The sequence below is a fragment of the Pseudoxanthomonas daejeonensis genome, assembly GCF_022637495.1.
In the GTDB taxonomy this organism is placed as follows: domain Bacteria; phylum Pseudomonadota; class Gammaproteobacteria; order Xanthomonadales; family Xanthomonadaceae; genus Pseudoxanthomonas; species Pseudoxanthomonas daejeonensis.
Genome location: NZ_CP093331.1, coordinates 2,894,072 through 2,910,468, shown reverse-complemented (window position 1 = coordinate 2,910,468; position 16,397 = coordinate 2,894,072). Strand labels below are relative to the sequence as shown.

General features: G+C 69.2%; 16 protein-coding genes. 12 read left to right on the top strand and 4 right to left on the bottom strand.

The annotated features are described in order from the left end of the window. Nucleotides 1-19: 19 nt before the first annotated feature. The 9 genes from MNQ95_RS13060 (at nucleotide 20) to MNQ95_RS13020 (ending at nucleotide 10,813) form a co-directional block, all read left to right on the top strand. On the top strand, nucleotides 20-418 hold the full coding sequence (locus MNQ95_RS13060) for a VOC family protein (RefSeq protein ID WP_241953135.1): 399 nt from the start codon (nucleotides 20-22) through the stop codon (nucleotides 416-418). Next, entirely contained in the window at nucleotides 415-1,656 is a 1,242-nt protein-coding gene (locus tag MNQ95_RS13055; protein WP_241953134.1) for a ribosomal protein uL16 3-hydroxylase, read from the top strand. Before MNQ95_RS13060 ends, MNQ95_RS13055 begins: the two co-directional genes overlap by 4 nt. Further along, nucleotides 1,653-2,552, top strand: a complete 900-nt coding sequence (locus tag MNQ95_RS13050; protein WP_241953133.1) for a GNAT family N-acetyltransferase — start codon at nucleotides 1,653-1,655, stop codon at nucleotides 2,550-2,552. The genes MNQ95_RS13055 and MNQ95_RS13050 overlap by 4 nt, the downstream gene beginning before the upstream one ends. 321 nt (nucleotides 2,553-2,873) lie before the next feature. Next, nucleotides 2,874-5,705, top strand: a complete 2,832-nt coding sequence (locus MNQ95_RS13045; protein WP_241953132.1) for a 2-oxoglutarate dehydrogenase E1 component — start codon at nucleotides 2,874-2,876, stop codon at nucleotides 5,703-5,705. A gap of 45 nt (nucleotides 5,706-5,750) precedes the next feature. After that, a complete protein-coding gene (gene sucB, locus MNQ95_RS13040; protein ID WP_162408690.1) occupies nucleotides 5,751-6,980 on the top strand; it encodes a dihydrolipoyllysine-residue succinyltransferase in 1,230 nt (409 codons plus the stop codon). A 151-nt stretch (nucleotides 6,981-7,131) separates the two neighbouring features. Further along, complete coding sequence (gene lpdA / locus MNQ95_RS13035; RefSeq protein WP_241953131.1) at nucleotides 7,132-8,583, top strand: dihydrolipoyl dehydrogenase; 1,452 nt, start codon at nucleotides 7,132-7,134, stop codon at nucleotides 8,581-8,583. Nucleotides 8,584-8,853: 270 nt separating this feature from the next. Next, on the top strand, nucleotides 8,854-9,027 hold the full coding sequence (locus MNQ95_RS13030; protein WP_162408688.1) for an MFS transporter: 174 nt from the start codon (nucleotides 8,854-8,856) through the stop codon (nucleotides 9,025-9,027). Nucleotides 9,028-9,049: 22 nt separating this feature from the next. Then, nucleotides 9,050-9,643 carry an LOG family protein gene (locus MNQ95_RS13025; RefSeq protein ID WP_162408687.1) on the top strand — a complete coding sequence of 198 codons (594 nt, stop codon included), beginning with the start codon at nucleotides 9,050-9,052 and terminating at the stop codon, nucleotides 9,641-9,643. Between the two features lie 168 nt (nucleotides 9,644-9,811). Continuing rightward, entirely contained in the window at nucleotides 9,812-10,813 is a 1,002-nt protein-coding gene (locus MNQ95_RS13020) for a YhdH/YhfP family quinone oxidoreductase (protein WP_162408686.1), read from the top strand. 22 nt (nucleotides 10,814-10,835) lie between these two features. Here the strand turns inward: MNQ95_RS13020 and MNQ95_RS13015 are convergent, their stop codons facing one another. Then, nucleotides 10,836-11,672 carry a glycoside hydrolase family 16 protein gene (locus tag MNQ95_RS13015; protein ID WP_241953130.1) on the bottom strand — a complete coding sequence of 279 codons (837 nt, stop codon included), beginning with the start codon at nucleotides 11,670-11,672 and terminating at the stop codon, nucleotides 10,836-10,838. 166 nt (nucleotides 11,673-11,838) lie between these two features. Here MNQ95_RS13015 and MNQ95_RS13010 point away from each other — a divergent pair, with 166 nt between their 5' ends. Both MNQ95_RS13010 and pilH read left to right on the top strand, forming a co-directional pair. Beyond that, nucleotides 11,839-12,609, top strand: coding sequence for a ThuA domain-containing protein (locus MNQ95_RS13010; RefSeq protein WP_162408684.1), 771 nt, complete (start codon nucleotides 11,839-11,841; stop codon nucleotides 12,607-12,609). Between the two features lie 127 nt (nucleotides 12,610-12,736). Continuing rightward, nucleotides 12,737-13,126 (top strand): twitching motility response regulator PilH, encoded by a 390-nt coding sequence (pilH, locus tag MNQ95_RS13005; RefSeq protein ID WP_162408683.1) that lies wholly within the window; start codon nucleotides 12,737-12,739, stop codon nucleotides 13,124-13,126. A gap of 7 nt (nucleotides 13,127-13,133) precedes the next feature. Here the strand turns inward: pilH and MNQ95_RS13000 are convergent, their stop codons facing one another. Both MNQ95_RS13000 and MNQ95_RS12995 read right to left on the bottom strand, forming a co-directional pair. Further along, entirely contained in the window at nucleotides 13,134-14,018 is an 885-nt protein-coding gene (locus MNQ95_RS13000) for a DnaJ C-terminal domain-containing protein (RefSeq protein WP_241954427.1), read from the bottom strand. A gap of 161 nt (nucleotides 14,019-14,179) precedes the next feature. Continuing rightward, nucleotides 14,180-14,617 carry an Hsp20/alpha crystallin family protein gene (locus MNQ95_RS12995; RefSeq protein WP_241953129.1) on the bottom strand — a complete coding sequence of 146 codons (438 nt, stop codon included), beginning with the start codon at nucleotides 14,615-14,617 and terminating at the stop codon, nucleotides 14,180-14,182. Nucleotides 14,618-14,784: 167 nt separating this feature from the next. Here MNQ95_RS12995 and MNQ95_RS12990 point away from each other — a divergent pair, with 167 nt between their 5' ends. Continuing rightward, on the top strand, nucleotides 14,785-15,264 hold the full coding sequence (locus MNQ95_RS12990; protein ID WP_241953128.1) for a peroxiredoxin: 480 nt from the start codon (nucleotides 14,785-14,787) through the stop codon (nucleotides 15,262-15,264). Between the two features lie 45 nt (nucleotides 15,265-15,309). Here the strand turns inward: MNQ95_RS12990 and MNQ95_RS12985 are convergent, their stop codons facing one another. Then, on the bottom strand, nucleotides 15,310-16,338 hold the full coding sequence (locus tag MNQ95_RS12985; RefSeq protein ID WP_162408680.1) for a cysteine synthase A: 1,029 nt from the start codon (nucleotides 16,336-16,338) through the stop codon (nucleotides 15,310-15,312). Between the last annotated feature and the right edge of the window lie 59 nt (nucleotides 16,339-16,397).

Here is a 16,397-nt window from a genome sequence, read left to right as displayed (position 1 = left end):
GCCGCCGACGCGATCCGACATGCAGCTGCTGATCAACATCGACGTCGACGACCTGGCCCGCGCCGAGGCGTTCTATCGCGACGCGTTCGGCCTGGCGGCCGCGCGGCGCTTCGGCGATGGCGGCCTCGAAATGACCGGTGCACCGGTGCCGTTCTACCTGCTGCGCAAGGAGACCGGCAGCGAAGGCGCCGCCGGTTCGTCGCGCAATTATCGGCGCCACTGGTCGCCGATCCACCTGGACCTCGTGGTCGAGGACCTGGACGCCGCCCTGGCCCGCGCGACTGGCGCCGGTGCCCGCGCCGAAGGCGAAGTGCGCGAAGCCGCCTGGGGCCGCATCGTGCAGCTGGCCGACCCGTTCGGGCACGGCTGGTGCCTGCTCCAGTTCCTCGGCCGCGGCTACGACGAGATCGCCACATGACCCCCCGCACCAAGAAGACCTCCATCGAGCCGCCCTTCGAGATCGATGCCGCGCGGCTGCCGCCGCTGGGCATGGATCCGGCCGTGTTCCTGCGCGACTACTGGCACAAGCGCCCCCTGCTGATCCGCAATGCCTTCCCCGGGCTGCAGGCCCCGCTGCAGCCCGAGGACCTAGCCGGGCTGGCCTGCGAGGAAGGCGTGCTGGCACGGCTGATCTCCCACGACCGTGCCAGCGGTGCCTGGAATGTGCGCCATGGCCCGTTCGCCGAGGAGGATTTCCCCGACCTGCCCGACCACGACTGGACCCTGCTGGTCCAGGACGTCGACAAGTGGGACGCCGACGTGGCCGCATTGCTGGAGCAGTTCCGCTTCCTGCCGCGCTGGCGCATCGACGACGTCATGGTCAGCTTCGCCGCCACCGGCGGCTCGGTCGGCGCGCACGTCGACCATTACGACGTGTTCCTGCTGCAGGCACAGGGCCATCGCCGCTGGCAGATCGACGCGAGCGTGGCGATGGGCCAAGCCGCGCCGGACCTGGACTTCCAGGACGAGGTGCCGATCAAGCTGCTGCGGAAGTTCGATCCGACCCACGACTGGGTGCTGGGCCCGGGCGACATGCTCTACCTGCCGCCTTTGGTACCGCACCACGGCGTGGCCGAGGACGCCTGCCTGACCTGTTCGATCGGCATGCGCGCGCCGGCCGCATCCGAACTGATGGGGGACTGGCTGGACGAAGTGCTGCTCGGCGCCGACGAGTCCGTCCGTTACCACGACGAGGACCTGCTCGTGCCGGCCGATCCCAACGAGATCGACGTGGACGCGATGAACCGGGTGGTCGAAGCGCTCAACGCGATCCGGATGAACGACCCGGACCGCCTCGGCGACTGGTTCGGCCGCTTCATCACCACCTACCGCGCCGCCGGCGAGGTCATGCCGCGCGGCGACGAGCGTCCCCGGATCGAGCTGGAGTGGGACCTGACCCGCGGGGCGGTGCTGCAGCGCCATCCGTGGTCGCGGATGGCCTGGCGGCGCACCCGCGACGACGCCAGCCTGTTCTGCAGCGGGCGGGCGCTGCCATTGCCGGTCGCCGACGCGCGCCTGCTGGCCGACGCCCAGGCGCTCGACGGCGCGCTCTGGTCGCAGCTCTCGCCGGACGGTCGCGAGGCCGCCCACGCCCTGTACCAGGCCGGCCACTACGCCCTGCTGGTCGAAGACCCGGACGCGGACTACGACGCATGACCGCTGGTTTCACCATCGCCACCGTCGACTACGCACGCGACCACGCGCGGGTGCACGCGGTGCGCGAGGTGGTCTTCGTGCAGGGGCAACAGGTTCCCGTCGAACTGGAACGCGACGCGCTGGACCCGCTGTGCTTCCACGTCCTGGCCGTGGACGCCGACGGCCAGGCGCTGGGCACGGCCCGACTGACGCCCGACCGGCGGATCGGGCGCATGGCCGTGCTGGATGCGCACCGCGGCCGGGGCATCGGCGAGGCGATGCTGGCGGCGCTGGTCGCCGAAGCCCGGCGCCGCCAGTGGCCGGAGGTCTCGATGCATGCCCAGCTCCACGCGCTGCCGTTCTACGCCCGCGCCGGCTTCGTTCCCTCCGGCCCCTCCTTCGTGGAGGCCGGCATCGACCATCGCGAAATGCGCCGCCGCCTGCCCGGCTCAAGCCCGATCGAGGACGCCATGGGCGCCGCCGCGGTGCTGGTCGCCCTGGCCGGCCACGCACGACGCGACCTGGGCGTCTACAGCCGGGCCATGGATCCGGGGCTGCTCGATCGCATGGACGTGCTCGAAGCCCTGCGCCGCTTCGCGGTAAGCGGCGGGGAACGCCGGGTCCGGGTGCTGCTGCAGGATGCGGCCACGCCGCAGCGCAATGGCGCGCCGTTGCTGCCGCTGGCCCAGCGCCTGCCCAGCGTGTTCGCCTTCCGCGAGGTCCGCGACCCGGTCGACGCCCGCTATCCCTCGGCCTACGCCTTCAACGATACCGGTGGCGCCTGCTTCCGCCCGCTGGGCCACCGCTTCGACGGCGAAGGCGGCGTGGACGACGCACCGCTCGCCCGGCGCCTGCAGCTGGACTTCGATCGCATCTGGGAGCGTTCGCGGCCCTGCACCGAGTACCGCACGCTCTAGCACGGCCCGTGCTGTCGCTGCGGCAGGTGGCGAACGCGTACGCAGGCGGCGGGCCGACCCGGGCAGGCCCCTGCATGGATGCCACGCAACGGTGTATTTCGTGGACCGGGCGCGGGACAGCGCAGGGCGAATCGCGAACCCGCGGCGAATCGGTGCACACGGAGTGTGAACAGGCGCACCACGCGTGCCTCGACGGGCGTGGATCGGCCATTCGTCTAGGTCCCTGAACGGGCGATGGGGGTTATACTTTTGCGGCTGTCACGCCCGCTCCGGCGGGCCTGGGGCCAATACCGGCCCGTCCCCCCTCCAGACGCGACCATCGTGGACAACCTACTCAAGCAGTTTGCACAGTCTTCGCTACTCGGCAGCAATGCCGCCTTCATCGAGGACCTGTACGAGCAGTACCTGGTCTCCCCCGAAAGTGTCGATCCGAAGTGGAAAAGCTACTTCGACGGGTTCAAGGGCCGCGAGGCCGGTGATATCCCGCACTCGGTCGTCATCGCCCACGTCGCGCAGGCCGCCCGCCAGGCCGCCAACAACGGCCATGCGACCGCCCCGTCCGCCGGCGACGAGCGCGAGCGCAACGTCGGCCGCCTGATCACCGCCTACCGCTCGCGCGGCCACCTCGGCGCCCAGGTCGACCCGCTCGCCCTGACCCCGCCGATGAACCCGCCGGACCTGGGCCTGGGCTTCCATGACCTGTCCGAGCGCGACCTGGACAGCGAGTTCAGCACCGGCGGCCTGGCCGGCCAGCCGCGGATGAAGCTGCGCGACCTGCTCGCCCGGCTCAAGGCGACCTACACCGGCCCGATCGGCGCCGAGTTCATGCACATCCCCGAGGTCGAGCAGCGCCAGTGGCTGTACCAGCGCCTGGAGCTGGCCGGTGGCGACTACAACCTCAGCGCCGAGACCCGCCAGCGCGTGCTGGAGCGGCTGACCGCCGCCGAGGGCCTGGAGCGCTACCTGCACACCAAGTACGTCGGCCAGAAGCGCTTCTCGCTGGAAGGCGGCGATTCGCTGATCCCGCTGCTGGACACGGTGATCCGCCAGTCCGGCGTGGACAAGGTCAAGGACATCGTGATCGGCATGGCCCACCGTGGCCGCCTCAACGTCCTGGTCAACACCCTGGGCAAGAACCCGCGCAAGCTGTTCGACGAGTTCGAGGGCAAGTTCGAGCACGACGCGCTGGCCCACGCCGGCGACGTGAAGTACCACATGGGCTTCTCGGCCGACCTCGCCACCCCGGGCGCGCCGGTGCACCTGGCCCTGGCCTTCAATCCTTCGCACCTGGAGATCGTCGACCCGGTGGTCGTCGGCTCGGTGCGTTCGCGGCAGGAGCGCCGCGGCGACGACGAGCGCCGCCGCGTGCTGCCGGTCGTGATCCACGGCGACGCCGCGTTCGCCGGCCAGGGCGTGGTCATGGAGCTGTTCCAGATGTCGCAGGCGCGCGGCTTCGCCGTCGGCGGCACCGTGCACGTGGTGGTCAACAACCAGGTCGGCTTCACCACCAGCAACAAGGAAGATGCCCGCTCCACGATGTACTGCACCGACGTGGCCAAGATGGTCGGCGCACCGGTCTTCCACGTGAATGGCGACGATCCCGAAGCAGTGGTGTTCGTGGCCAAGCTGGCCTACGAGTTCCGCCAGCAGTTCCGCAAGGACGTGGTCATCGACCTGGTCTGCTACCGCCGCCACGGCCACAACGAGGCCGACGAGCCGGCGGCGACGCAGCCGGTGATGTACCAGACCATCCGCAAGCACCCGACCACGCGCGAGCTCTACGCCGCCAGGCTGGAAAAGGCCGGCGTGATCGCCGCCGACGCCGGCAAGGCGCTGGTCGACGCGTACCGCGACAAGCTCGACGCCGGTGAGTACACCACCGAGCTGGCCGGTTCCAAGCCGGAAGACTACGAGCTGACCATCGACTGGTCCAAGTACCTGTCGGGCACGCTGTCCGATACGGTCGACACCAAGGTCAAGAAGGGCACGCTGGTCCAGTTGGCCAAGATCATCAACACGATCCCGCAGGGCGTGTCGCTGCATCCGCGCGTGGCCAAGATCTACGACGACCGCCTGAAGATGACCGCCGGCGAGATCGGCGGCGACTGGGGCTTCGCCGAGAACCTCGCCTACGCCACCCTGCTGTCCGAGGGTTACGGCCTGCGCCTGGTCGGCCAGGACGCCGGCCGCGGCACGTTCTTCCACCGCCACGCGGTGCTGCACGACCAGAAGACCGACAGCTACTACCTGCCGCTGCGCCAGCTGGTGGAAAGCCCGGAACAGGCCACGATCATCGACTCGCTGCTCAGCGAAGAGGCGGTGATGGCATTCGAGTACGGCTTCTCCACCACCGACCCGAACACGCTGGACATCTGGGAAGGCCAGTTCGGCGACTTCGCCAATGGCGCCCAGGTCGTGATCGACCAGTTCATCGCGTCGGGCGAGGCCAAGTGGGGCCGCATTTCCGGCCTGACCCTGCTGCTGCCGCACGGCTACGAGGGCCAGGGCCCGGAGCACAGCTCCGCGCGTCTGGAGCGCTTCCTGCAGCTGTGCGCGCTGGAGAACATGCTGGTCTGCGTGCCGACCACGCCGGCGCAGTGCTTCCACATGCTGCGCCGCCAGCTGAAGATGAGCACCCGCAAGCCGCTCATCGTCATGTCGCCCAAGTCTTTGCTGCGCCACAAGCTGGCCGTGTCGAGCCTGGACGAGCTGGCCAACGGCGAGTTCCAGCACCTGATCCCGGACACCAGTGCCGACCCGAAGAAGGTCAAGCGCGTGGTCGCCTGCTCGGGCAAGGTCTATTACGACCTGCTCGAGGACCAGCAGAAGCGCGGCCAGGACAATGTCGCCATCGTCCGCATCGAGCAGCTGTACCCGTTCCCGCGCGAGGCGCTGGGCACCGTGCTGCAGACCTACGCCAAGGCCACCGAGGTGGTCTGGTGCCAGGAGGAGCCGCAGAACCAGGGTGCCTGGTACCAGATCAAGCACCACCTGCAGGCTTGCCTGGCCAAGGGCCAGGCCCTGAGCTACGCCGGCCGCACCCGCTCGCCCTCGCCGGCCGTCGGCCATTTCGCCGACCACGTCGAAGAGCAGCTGAAGCTGGTTGCCGACGCGCTGGTCAATCCGCCCGGCAACCAGATCGTCGCCGAATAAACCTTCGCCCTGTTTGCCCTACGCATAACGAATCAAGGACGCCCCATGGCCACCGAAGTCAAAGTTCCGGTCCTTCCCGAATCCGTCTCCGACGCCACCATCGCCAGCTGGCACAAGAAGGCCGGCGACGCGGTGAAGCGCGACGAGAACCTGGTGGACCTGGAGACCGACAAGGTCGTGCTTGAGGTCCCCTCGCCGGTCGACGGCGTGCTGAAGGAAATCAAGTTCAAGGAAGGCGACACGGTGACCAGCCAGCAGCTGCTGGCGATCATCGAGGAAGGCGCATCTGTTGCCAGTGGCGCAGCCGCTGCCGCACCGGCCGCCGCCAAGCCGGCCGCGGGCGCCGAGGAAGTGCAGCCCAAGGCCGCCGCCGCCAAGGCCGAAGCCGCCGCTCCCGCCTCGACCAAGCCGGCTCCGGCTTCGGGCAGCGAACTGCCGCCGGGCGCGCGCTTCACCGCCGCCAAGGAAGGCATCGATCCGTCGCAGGTCGACGGCACCGGTCGTCGCGGCGCGGTGACCAAGGAAGACCTGGTCAACTACGCCAAGAGCGGCGGCGCCGGCAAGGCCGGCGGCGCACGCCCGGAAGAGCGCGTGCCGATGACCCGCATCCGCACCCGTATCGCCGAACGCCTGATGCAGTCGAAGAACTCGATCGCGATGCTGACCTCGTTCAACGAGGTCAACCTGGCCAAGGTGTCGGCCGCGCGCAAGGAGCTGGGCGAGGACTTCCAGAAGGCCCACGGCATCAAGCTGGGCTTCATGAGCTTCTTCGTGAAGGCTGCGGCCAACGCGCTGCAGCGCTTCCCGGTCATCAACGCCTCGGTCGACGGCAGCGACATCATCTATCACGGCTACGCCGACATCTCGATCGCCGTGTCGACCGAGAAGGGCCTGGTGACGCCGGTGCTGCGTAACGTGGAACGCATGGGCTTCGCCGACATCGAGCAGGGCATCGCCGATTACGCCAAGAAGGCGCGCGACGGCAAGCTCGGCCTGGACGACCTGCAGGGCGGCACCTTCACCATCACCAATGGCGGCACCTTCGGTTCGCTGATGTCCACGCCGATCGTCAATCCGCCCCAGAGCGCGATCCTGGGCATGCACACCATCAAGGAGCGCCCGATCGCCGAGAACGGCCAGGTCGTGATCGCACCGATGATGTACATCGCGCTGTCCTACGACCACCGCATCATCGACGGCAAGGATGCGGTGCAGTTCCTGGTCGACATCAAGAACCAGCTCGAGAACCCGAACCGGATCCTGTTCGGGCTGTAAGCACGACCGCCCTCCTCCCGCGCGGAGGAGGGCCTTTCGCCAGGGCTGGCGGAACACGCGCTCCATTCCGGCTCCACCGCCCTGCCGCACTCTCCATGCCCCCGACGGGGCTGCTTCCCGCGACGGGGAGCGAACGGCAAAGGAACTGGAAATGGCTGAACAATTCGACGTCGTCGTCATCGGTGCCGGCCCGGCCGGCTACCACGCCGCGATCCGTGCCGCGCAGTTGGGCCTGAAGACGGCCTGCATCGACGCGGCGCTGGGCAAGGACGGCAAGCCGGCGCTCGGTGGCACCTGCCTGCGCGTGGGCTGCATCCCTTCCAAGGCGCTGCTGGATTCCACGCACCAGTACTGGAACATGCAGCACCAGTTCGGCCAGCACGGCATCAGCTTCAAGGATGCGCAGATGGACGTGCCGAAGATGGTCGCCCGCAAGGACGCCATCGTGAAGCAGTTCACCGGTGGCATCGCGATGCTGTTCAAGGCCAACAAGGTCACCGCGTACTACGGCTTCGGCACGCTGCAGCCGGGCAACGTGGTCAAGGTCAAGCAGCATGACGGCGCCGAAGTCGAGCTGAAGGCCACCAACGTCATCATCGCCGCCGGTTCGGATTCGATCGAGCTGCCGTTCGCCAAGTTCGACGGCGAGAACATCGTCGACAACGTCGGCGCGCTGGACTTCACCGAAGTGCCCAAGCGCCTGGCCGTGATCGGCGCCGGCGTCATCGGCCTGGAACTGGGCAGCGTGTGGCGCCGCCTCGGCGCCGAGGTCACCGTGCTCGAAGCCCTGCCCGACTTCCTGCCCGCCGCCGACGCCGAAGTGGCCAAGCTGGCCGCCCGCGAGATGAAGAAGGAAGGCCTGGACATCAAGCTGGGCGCGAAGGTATCCAAGGCCGAGGTCGTGCCGTCCAAGGGCGCCGGCAAGGGCAAGAAGAAGGAAGTGGCGATCGCCTACGCCGACGCATCCGGCGAGCAGTCGCTGGTCGTGGACAAGCTGCTGGTGGCCGTGGGCCGCCGCGCCGCGACCAAGGGCCTGCTGGCCGAAGGTACCGGCGTGCAGGTCAACGAGCGCGGCCAGGTCGTGGTCGACGAGCACTGCCACACCGGCGTCGATGGCGTCTGGGCGGTCGGTGACTGCGTGCGTGGGCCGATGCTGGCGCACAAGGGCTTCGAGGAAGGCATCGCCGTGGCCGAGCTGATCGCCGGCCTGCCCGGCCACGTCAACCTCGACACCATCCCCTACGTGATCTACACCGCCCCGGAGATCGCCTGGGTCGGCAAGACCGAGCAGCAGCTCAAGGCCGAGGGCGTGCCGTACAAGACCGGCAGCTTCCCGTTCGCCGCCGTCGGCCGCGCCGTGGCCATGGCCGAGCCGGTCGGCTTCGCCAAGGTGATCGCGCATGCCGAGACCGACCGCGTGCTCGGCCTGCACCTGATCGGCCCGAACGTGTCCGAACTGGTCCACGAGGGCGTGCTGACCATGGAGTTCAATGGTTCCGCCGACGACCTGGCGCGCATCTGCCACGCCCACCCGTCCCTGTCCGAGGCGATCCACGACGCGGCCATGGCGGTGGACAAGCGCGCGATCCATAAAGCCAACTGAGTTGGCTTTATGGATGGAGGACATTCAAGATCGAATGTCCTCCATGGAACTGCCATCCCCGCCATTTCGCGCCGCTGGCGCGAACCGCCCCCGACTCGGGGGCTATGGCCAGGAGCCGTCGGAGATCGGCGCCTCGTGGAAGCCGCCATCCCCGCCGTCGCGCGCCTTTGGCGCGGACCGCCCCCGACTCGGGGGCTACGGCACAACGAAGCCGGGTGATGCCCGGCTTTGTCGTTCCACAAGCACAGCAACCGATCACAGAGGGTGACCATGGCTTCGAACGGACTGCCGCATCGCGTGACCGCCGGCCTCTACATCGCCGCCGGCGTGATGTTCATCGCCGGCGCGGTCGCCAGCCAGCGGCTTGCCTTCGGTGGCGTCGGCGTGGCCTTCATCGTATTGGGCGTCGCCATCGTGGTGCGCCAGCGCAAGTCGAAGAACTGATCGGGCAACGAAGGACATCGGCATGAAATCGATCTGCGTCTACTGCGGCTCCAACTCCGGCAGCAAACCGGCCTACACCGAGCGCGCGATCGCCCTGGGCGACCGCATCGCCCGGGAGGGCCTGCGCCTGGTCTATGGCGGCGGCAACGTCGGCCTGATGGGCACGGTCGCCAATGCGGTGCTGGCGGCGGGCGGCCAGGTCACCGGCGTGATTCCCAAGCAGCTGGCCGACTGGGAAGTGGCGCACCGCGGCCTGACCGAACTTGAGATCGTCGGCTCCATGCACGAACGCAAGTCGCGCATGTTCGACCTGTCCGACGCCTTCGTCGCCCTGCCCGGCGGCTTCGGCACGATGGAAGAGATCTTCGAGATGCTGACCTGGCGCCAGCTGGGCATCGGCAGCAAGCCCTGCGCCTTCCTCGACGTCGAAGGCTTCTACGCCCCGCTGATCGGCATGATCGACAGGATGGTCGACGAGCGCTTCCTGCATCCCGACCAGCGCGCGGACCTGTGGTACGGCAACGACCTCGAGGCGATGCTGGCGTGGATGCGGGGGTATGAGCCGGCGCAGGCGTCAAAGTGGATCGACGAGAAGCGACGCGACGCGATGCGATGAGGCCGCAGGCGCGTGGCGACGCGCCAGACGCCGCCAGCGCCCCCCTGCAATCCCGGCGCGGCGCGACCTTTATCCGGACCTCCTCTGCCCGCTTTGATTTCCGCGGGCGAGGCGGCAAGAATCTAGGCACTGGGTCCCGGCGTTCCCCGGGACGACGGAGTTCCACGCATGACCATCCCCGCCTCCTTCCCCGCTTTCCGCATCCGCAACGATGACGCCGGCTACCGCAGCGGTATCGAAGCGTTGTCGCTGGACGAGCTGTCGCCCGGCGAAGTGGTGGTCAAGGCCGAATGGTCCTCGGTCAACTTCAAGGACGCGCTGGCCGGCACCGGCCAGGGCAAAATCCTGCGCCGCTTTCCGCTGGTCGGCGGCATCGATGTCGCCGGCCACGTGGTCGCCTCCACCGATCCGAAGTTCCGCGAAGGCGATCCGGTCCTGGTCACCGGCTGCGGCCTGAGCGAAACCCGCGATGGCGGCTACGCGGCCTATGCGCGCCTGCCGGCCGAATGGGTCGTCGCCCTGCCCCGCGGACTGGACCTGCGCCAGGCCATGATCCTGGGCACCGCCGGCTTCACCGCCGCGCTGGCGCTGTACCGCATGCGCGAGAACCGCCAGCGCCCGGAGCTGGGCCCGCTGGCCGTCACCGGCGCCACCGGCGGCGTGGGCTCGCTGGCGGTGGCGATCTTCAGCCGCGCCGGCTACCAGGTGCATGCGATCAGCGGCAAGGCCGACCAGGCCGGTTACCTGAAGTCGCTCGGCGCAAGCGAAGTGCTCGGCCGCGACGCGCTGGATGCGAAACGGCCCCTGGAATCGATCCGCTTCGGCGGCGGCCTGGACAACGTGGGTGGGCCGATGCTGGTCAGCCTGCTGGCGCAGACCGCCGCCTACGGCAACGTCGCCGCCGCGGGGCTTGCGGCCACGCCTTCGCTGGAGGCGCTGACGGTGATGCCCTTCATCCTGCGCGGCGTTTCCCTGCTCGGAATCGGATCGGCCGGCACGGCGCGCGACATCCGCGACGACATCTGGGCGCTGCTGGCGGACGAATGGAAGCCGGTGCAACTCGACGCCATCTGCACCCGCGAGGCGACGCTGCAAGACCTGCCGGCCGTGTTCGACACCATGCTTGCCGGCGGCTCGCTGGGCCGCACGGTGGTCCGCCTGCCTGCGTAGACCGCTCCCGCTGACAGCGGATTCAGTCCTGAAGCAGCGGATACACCCGCACGTAGTCGACCTCCATCCATGCCGGGAACGCGGACTCGTCGACGCCCTGCGCACCGCCCCAGTCGCCGCCGACGGCCAGGTTCATCAGCAGGTGGAAGGGCTGGTCGAACGGCCAGGAATCCGGGCCGGTGCCTTCGTTGGCGAACTCGAACACCGGCGCGTCGTCGATGTAGCCGCGGATCCAGTCCGGGGTCCAGTCCACCCGGTAGCGATGGAATTCGCTGCTGTGGCCGTCGACATGCGCCTGCTTGCCGCGCTGGGTCTTGATCTTGTGGTTGTAGGCCTGCGTATGCACCGTTACGTGGACCTGGCCGGGGTCGTAGCCCACGTGCTCCATGATGTCGATCTCGCCCGAGCGCGGCCATCCGCCATGGCGGTTCTCGGTCGGCAGCATCCACAGCGCGGCCCAGGTGCCGCGGCCGACCGGCAGCCGCGCGCGGAACTCGATGCGTCCGTACTGGAAGTCGCCCTTGCCGCGCGAGACCAGCCGCGCCGAGGTATACGGGTTCTTTCCCGCCCTCTGCCTGCGCGCGACGATGGTCAGCAGGCCATCGGCGACGAACGCATTGGCCGGCTTGTCGGTGTAGTACTGAAGTTCGTTGTTGCCCCAGCCCTTGCCGCCGAGGTCGTAGCCCCACTTCGCCGGATCGGGCTGGCCGTCGCCGTCGAATTCGTCCTGCCACGAAGGCGTCGATGCGAACGTCCAGGCCCGCGCCTGCGCGCCGGCACCGTCTTCGGCCTGCGCCGCCAGCGCCAGCATCACGCCCAGCAGGCACAGCACCCGCCCCATTCTCGCGATCGGACCCATGCGCTGCTTCCCCCTGATGGAATCCCCCGATTCTAGGCACGCGCCGCTGCCCGGCGAAGCTGCAGCGCAGCGAGGCGGGTCGCTGCGTCGCAGCGGGTGCCCGGCGGTGGCGGCGTTTACCCTTGCAGGCATGATCGATCCCCCCATGCGCATGCATGGCCCGCGAATGGCCGCCCTCCTGCTTGCTTCGGCATGCGCTTTCCCGCACCTCGTCGTTGCCGGCGCGCCGCCGGTCACAGGCGTGGCAGCGGGCTCGCCCGCGGAGGTCTCCAGCGCGCGCCCCGCACTCCTGGTGTTCACCCGTACCGCTGGCTGGCGCCATGACTCGATTCCGCAGGCGGTCGCCACGCTGCGCGACCTCGCCGACCAGGCCGGGTTCGACATCGTCCACAGCGAGGATCCGGCGATGTTCGACGATGCCCGCCTGCCGGGCTTCCGTGCGGTGCTGTTCGCCAACACCACCGGCGAGGTGCTCGATCCTGTGCAACGCGCAGCATTCGAGCGCTATGTCGCCGCCGGCGGCGCGTTCATGGGCGTGCATTCCGCCGCCGATACCGGCAAGCAGTGGCCGTGGTACGGCGACCTGGTCGGCGCCTGGTTCAAGGGCCACCCACCCGGCCTGCAGGCAACCGAGGTGCGCTTCGAATCCGGTCGCGGGCCCGATGGCCTGCAACGCTGGCGCGTCAGCGACGAGATCTACAACTACCGACGCAATCCACGCGCGGGCGTGGACGTGATCGCCACCGTGGACGAATCGACCTATGCCGGCGGGACCATGGGCGCGGATCATCCGATCGCGTGGTGCCACCGTGCCGCCGGGGGGCGTGCGTGGTACACCGGCCTCGGCCACGATCCAGCACTGTATGCCGACCCGGTATTCCGCGCGCACCTGCTGCGCGGCCTGCGCTACGCCACGGGCCTGTCGGGCGACTGCTAGGGACCCATTCCGGGGCCGCAATGTGCGCATGGTCAATCTTCGTGGCGGCGCCGGGGCCGCGGGAGGCTTCCGGCGGCTTCACGCAACGTCTACACTCCGGCGCAGGGGAAATACCGGGGGACGCACCATGGCACGCATCCTGATCGTGGACGATTCGCCATCCCAGCTCATGGGAATCCAGCGCATCGTCGAGAAGCTCGGCCACGAAACGCTCACCGCCGAAGACGGCGCTGCGGGCGTGGAGGTGGCCAAGGCGCAATTGCCCGACCTGATCCTGATGGACGTGGTGATGCCCAACCTCAACGGGTTCCAGGCCACGCGCACCCTGAGTCGCGAAAGCACCACGCGCGACATCCCGGTGGTGCTGGTGACCACCAAGGACCAGGACACCGACCGCATGTGGGGCATGCGCCAGGGCGCGCGCGCCTACCTGACCAAGCCGTTCTCGGAAAGCGACCTGTCGGACGTGATCGGCCGCCTGCTCGGCGACGAAGCCGGCCTCGTACCCGAGGCCTGAGCCGGGCCTACTCGCTGTCTCCGAACGCCGCGCCCAGGTCGCGATAGGCCTGGCGCTGCGCCTCGTTGCCCGGCGCCGGCGCCTGCACCTCAAGCTCCACGATCTGGTCGCCCGGCGTGTCGCCCGGCAGGCCACGTCCACGCAGGCGCAGCTTGCGACCGGCATCGGAGCCGGCCGGAATCTTCAGCTCCACCGGCCCGCCCAGGGTCGGCACGCTCACCGTCGTTCCCAGCGCCGCGTGCCAGGCCGGCACGGGCAGCGTGTGCAGGATGTTGCGCCCGTCCACTTCGAACTGCGGGTGGGCCTGGTACTCGATCTCCAGCAAGAGGTTGCCGCCGCCGTTGCCCTGGCCGGAGAGGCGGATCGCCTGGCCGGCGCGGATGCCCTTGGGGACCTTCACTTCCAGCTGCCGGCCGTTGAGGGTGATCCGCACGCTGTCGCCGCGGTAGACCGCCTCCAGCGGCACTGCGAGCTTGGCCCGGGTGTCGCCGCGCGGCTGTGGCCCGCCGGCGCGCGGACCGGCACCGCGCTGGCGTGCGAACACGCTTTCGAAGAAATCGCTGAAGCCGCCGCCACCGCCACCGCGGCCACCCATGTCGCCGAAGATCTCGTCGTAATCGAAGCCGCCACCTTCGAAACCGCCCGGCGGCGGATGGAACTCCTGCCCCGGCCGGTAGCCGCGCGCGCGCAACTGGTCGTAGGCGGTGCGCTTCTGCGGATCGCGCAGGGCCTCATAGGCTTCGCCGATCGCCTTGAACTTGTCCTCGGCGTCGGATTCCTTGCTCACGTCCGGGTGGTACTTGCGCGCCAGGCGGCGGTAGGCCGACTTGATCTCGGCTTCGCCGGCGCTCGGTTCGACCCCGAGGATCGCGTAATAGTCCTTGAATTCCATCATTCACCACGACTGGCTGGGTGCCGGGCGTCTGCCGCCCGGCACCGGAAACATAAAGGCCCGCAGCGCGGGCGCCACGGGCCTGATTCTAGGCGTTCGCCCGGCACCGGCGCGAACCGGCGACGGGTCCCGGCGCTGCGCTCGCAGCGCCGGGCGTGGCATCACTGCACTTCGATGCGGCGCGGCGTAGCCCGCGGGCGCTTGGGGATGTCGATGCGCAGCACGCCGTTGCGGCCGCTGGCGGTGATGTTGTCGGCATCGGCACTGTCGGGCAGGGCGAAGCGGCGGTGGAACGCGCCCCAGGCGCGCTCGCGGCGCGAATAGCCCTGGGTTTCCCCTTCCTCGCCGGCGCGTTCGCCCTTGAGGGTCAGGACGCCCTTGTCCATCTGCACCTCGATCTCCTTGGGATCCACGCCCGGGATGTCGGCGAAGATGACGAACCGGTCGGCCTCCTCGCGGATATCCACCGAGGGTGCCCACTGGCTGGTCACCACGTCGGACGGATCGGCGCCGGCCTCGCCGAGGAAGCGCTCGAACACCTGGCGGAATTCATCCTGCAGGTGGCGGCCGGGAACGGTGTTGTAGCGGACGATGGCCATGGAGGTCTCCTTGCTCGAAGGGCCGCTGCGGGATGCGCGGCGATGCCCGGAAAATGGGAATCGGCCGGCATGTTTCAAGCGTCGCCACGCGGCGGCGACCGCCAGACGGCTAGACTGTGTTCAGCCACCAGGCGACGCCCGCCCCCCTTCCCCACAGGAGCCCTCCGATGACCATCCAGACCGGCGACCGCATCCCCGAAGTCGTGCTCAAGCGCATCCGCGAAGGCGTGGAAAGCGTGGACACGCCCACCCTGTTCGAAGGCCGCAAGGTCGTGCTGTTCGCCGTGCCGGGTGCGTTCACCCCGACCTGTTCGGAGAAGCACCTGCCCGGCTTCATCGCCCGCTTCGAGGACTTCCGCAGCCGCGGCATCGAGGTGATCTGCATGGCGGTCAACGACCCGTTCGTGATGCAGGCCTGGGGCAAGTCGCTGGAAGCACCGGACGGCCTTCAGCTGGTCTCCGACGGCAACGCCGACCTGACCAGGGCCCTGGGCCTGGAAATGGATGCCAGCGGCTACGGCATGGGCATCCGCGCGCGGCGCTTCGCCCTGTACGCCGAGGACGGCATCGTGCGCCAGCTGTTCGTCGAGGCGCCGGGCGAGTTCAAGGTGTCCTCGGCCGACCATGTGATCGCGCATCTCAATTGAGCACGTCTCGACTGAACCGGCCTCCACCGAACCGGCGCGCGCACCCTATTCCGGGAACGCGCGCTCCAGCCATGCCGGCACCGGCAGTGCCTTGTCGCGCAGGAACGCCGGATTGAACAGCTTGGCCTGGTAGCGGGTGGCCGCATCCGCCAGCACGGTGACGACGGTGTGGCCGGGGCCCAGCTGCCGCGCCAGCCGCACCGCGCCGGCCACGTTGACGCCGCTCGAGCCGCCGGCGTTGATGCCTTCCTCGTGGATCAGCGCATGGACCCACGGCACCGATTCGGTATCGGGGATCGACCAGGCCAGGTCGATCGGCGCGCCGTCGAAATTGGCGGTGATGCGACTGGAGCCGATGCCTTCGCTGATCGAGCCGCCTTCGCTCTTCAACTCGCCGGTGTTGATGTAGCTGGCCAGCGCCGAGCCGGCCGGATCGGCGAGCGCGACGACCACGCCTGGATTGCGCGACTTGAGTGCGTGGCCAACGCCGGCCAGGGTGCCGCCGGTACCGGTGGCGCAGACGAAGCCGTCGATGCGCCCGCCGGCCTGCTCCCAGATCTCCACGCCGGTGGTAGCCTGGTGGAAATCGCGGTTGGCGGTGTTGTCGAACTGGTCGGCGAACCAGGCGCTGCCCGGATCGGCCCCGTTCATCGCCTCGGCCAGCCGCCGCGCCTGGTGCGCGTAATGGTCGGGATTGGCATAGGGCACGGCCGGCACCAGCCGCACCTGCGCCCCGGTGACGCGCAACGCGTCGATCTTCTCGCGGCTCTGGGTCTGCGGCATGGTGATGATGGTGCGGTAGCCGCGGCTGGCGCCGAGCAGGGCCAGGCCGATGCCGGTGTTGCCCGCGGTGCCTTCCACGATCGTCCCGCCGCTGCGCAGCAGGCCGCGGCGCTCGGCGTCCAGCAGCAGGCCCAGCGCGGTGCGGTCCTTGATCGAGCCACCGGGATTGAGCGATTCGACCTTGGCCAGGATTTCGCAGCCGGTCAGTTCCGAGGCCTGGCGCAGGCGCAGCAGGGGCGTGTGGCCGATGGCGGCGGCCAGGTCCTCGGCGATGGCCGGGCGTGGGTTCATCGCGGTGGGGCTCGGTGGGTCGCGGGGAGCGCCAGCATGGCCGGCGCCGGGCACAGGCC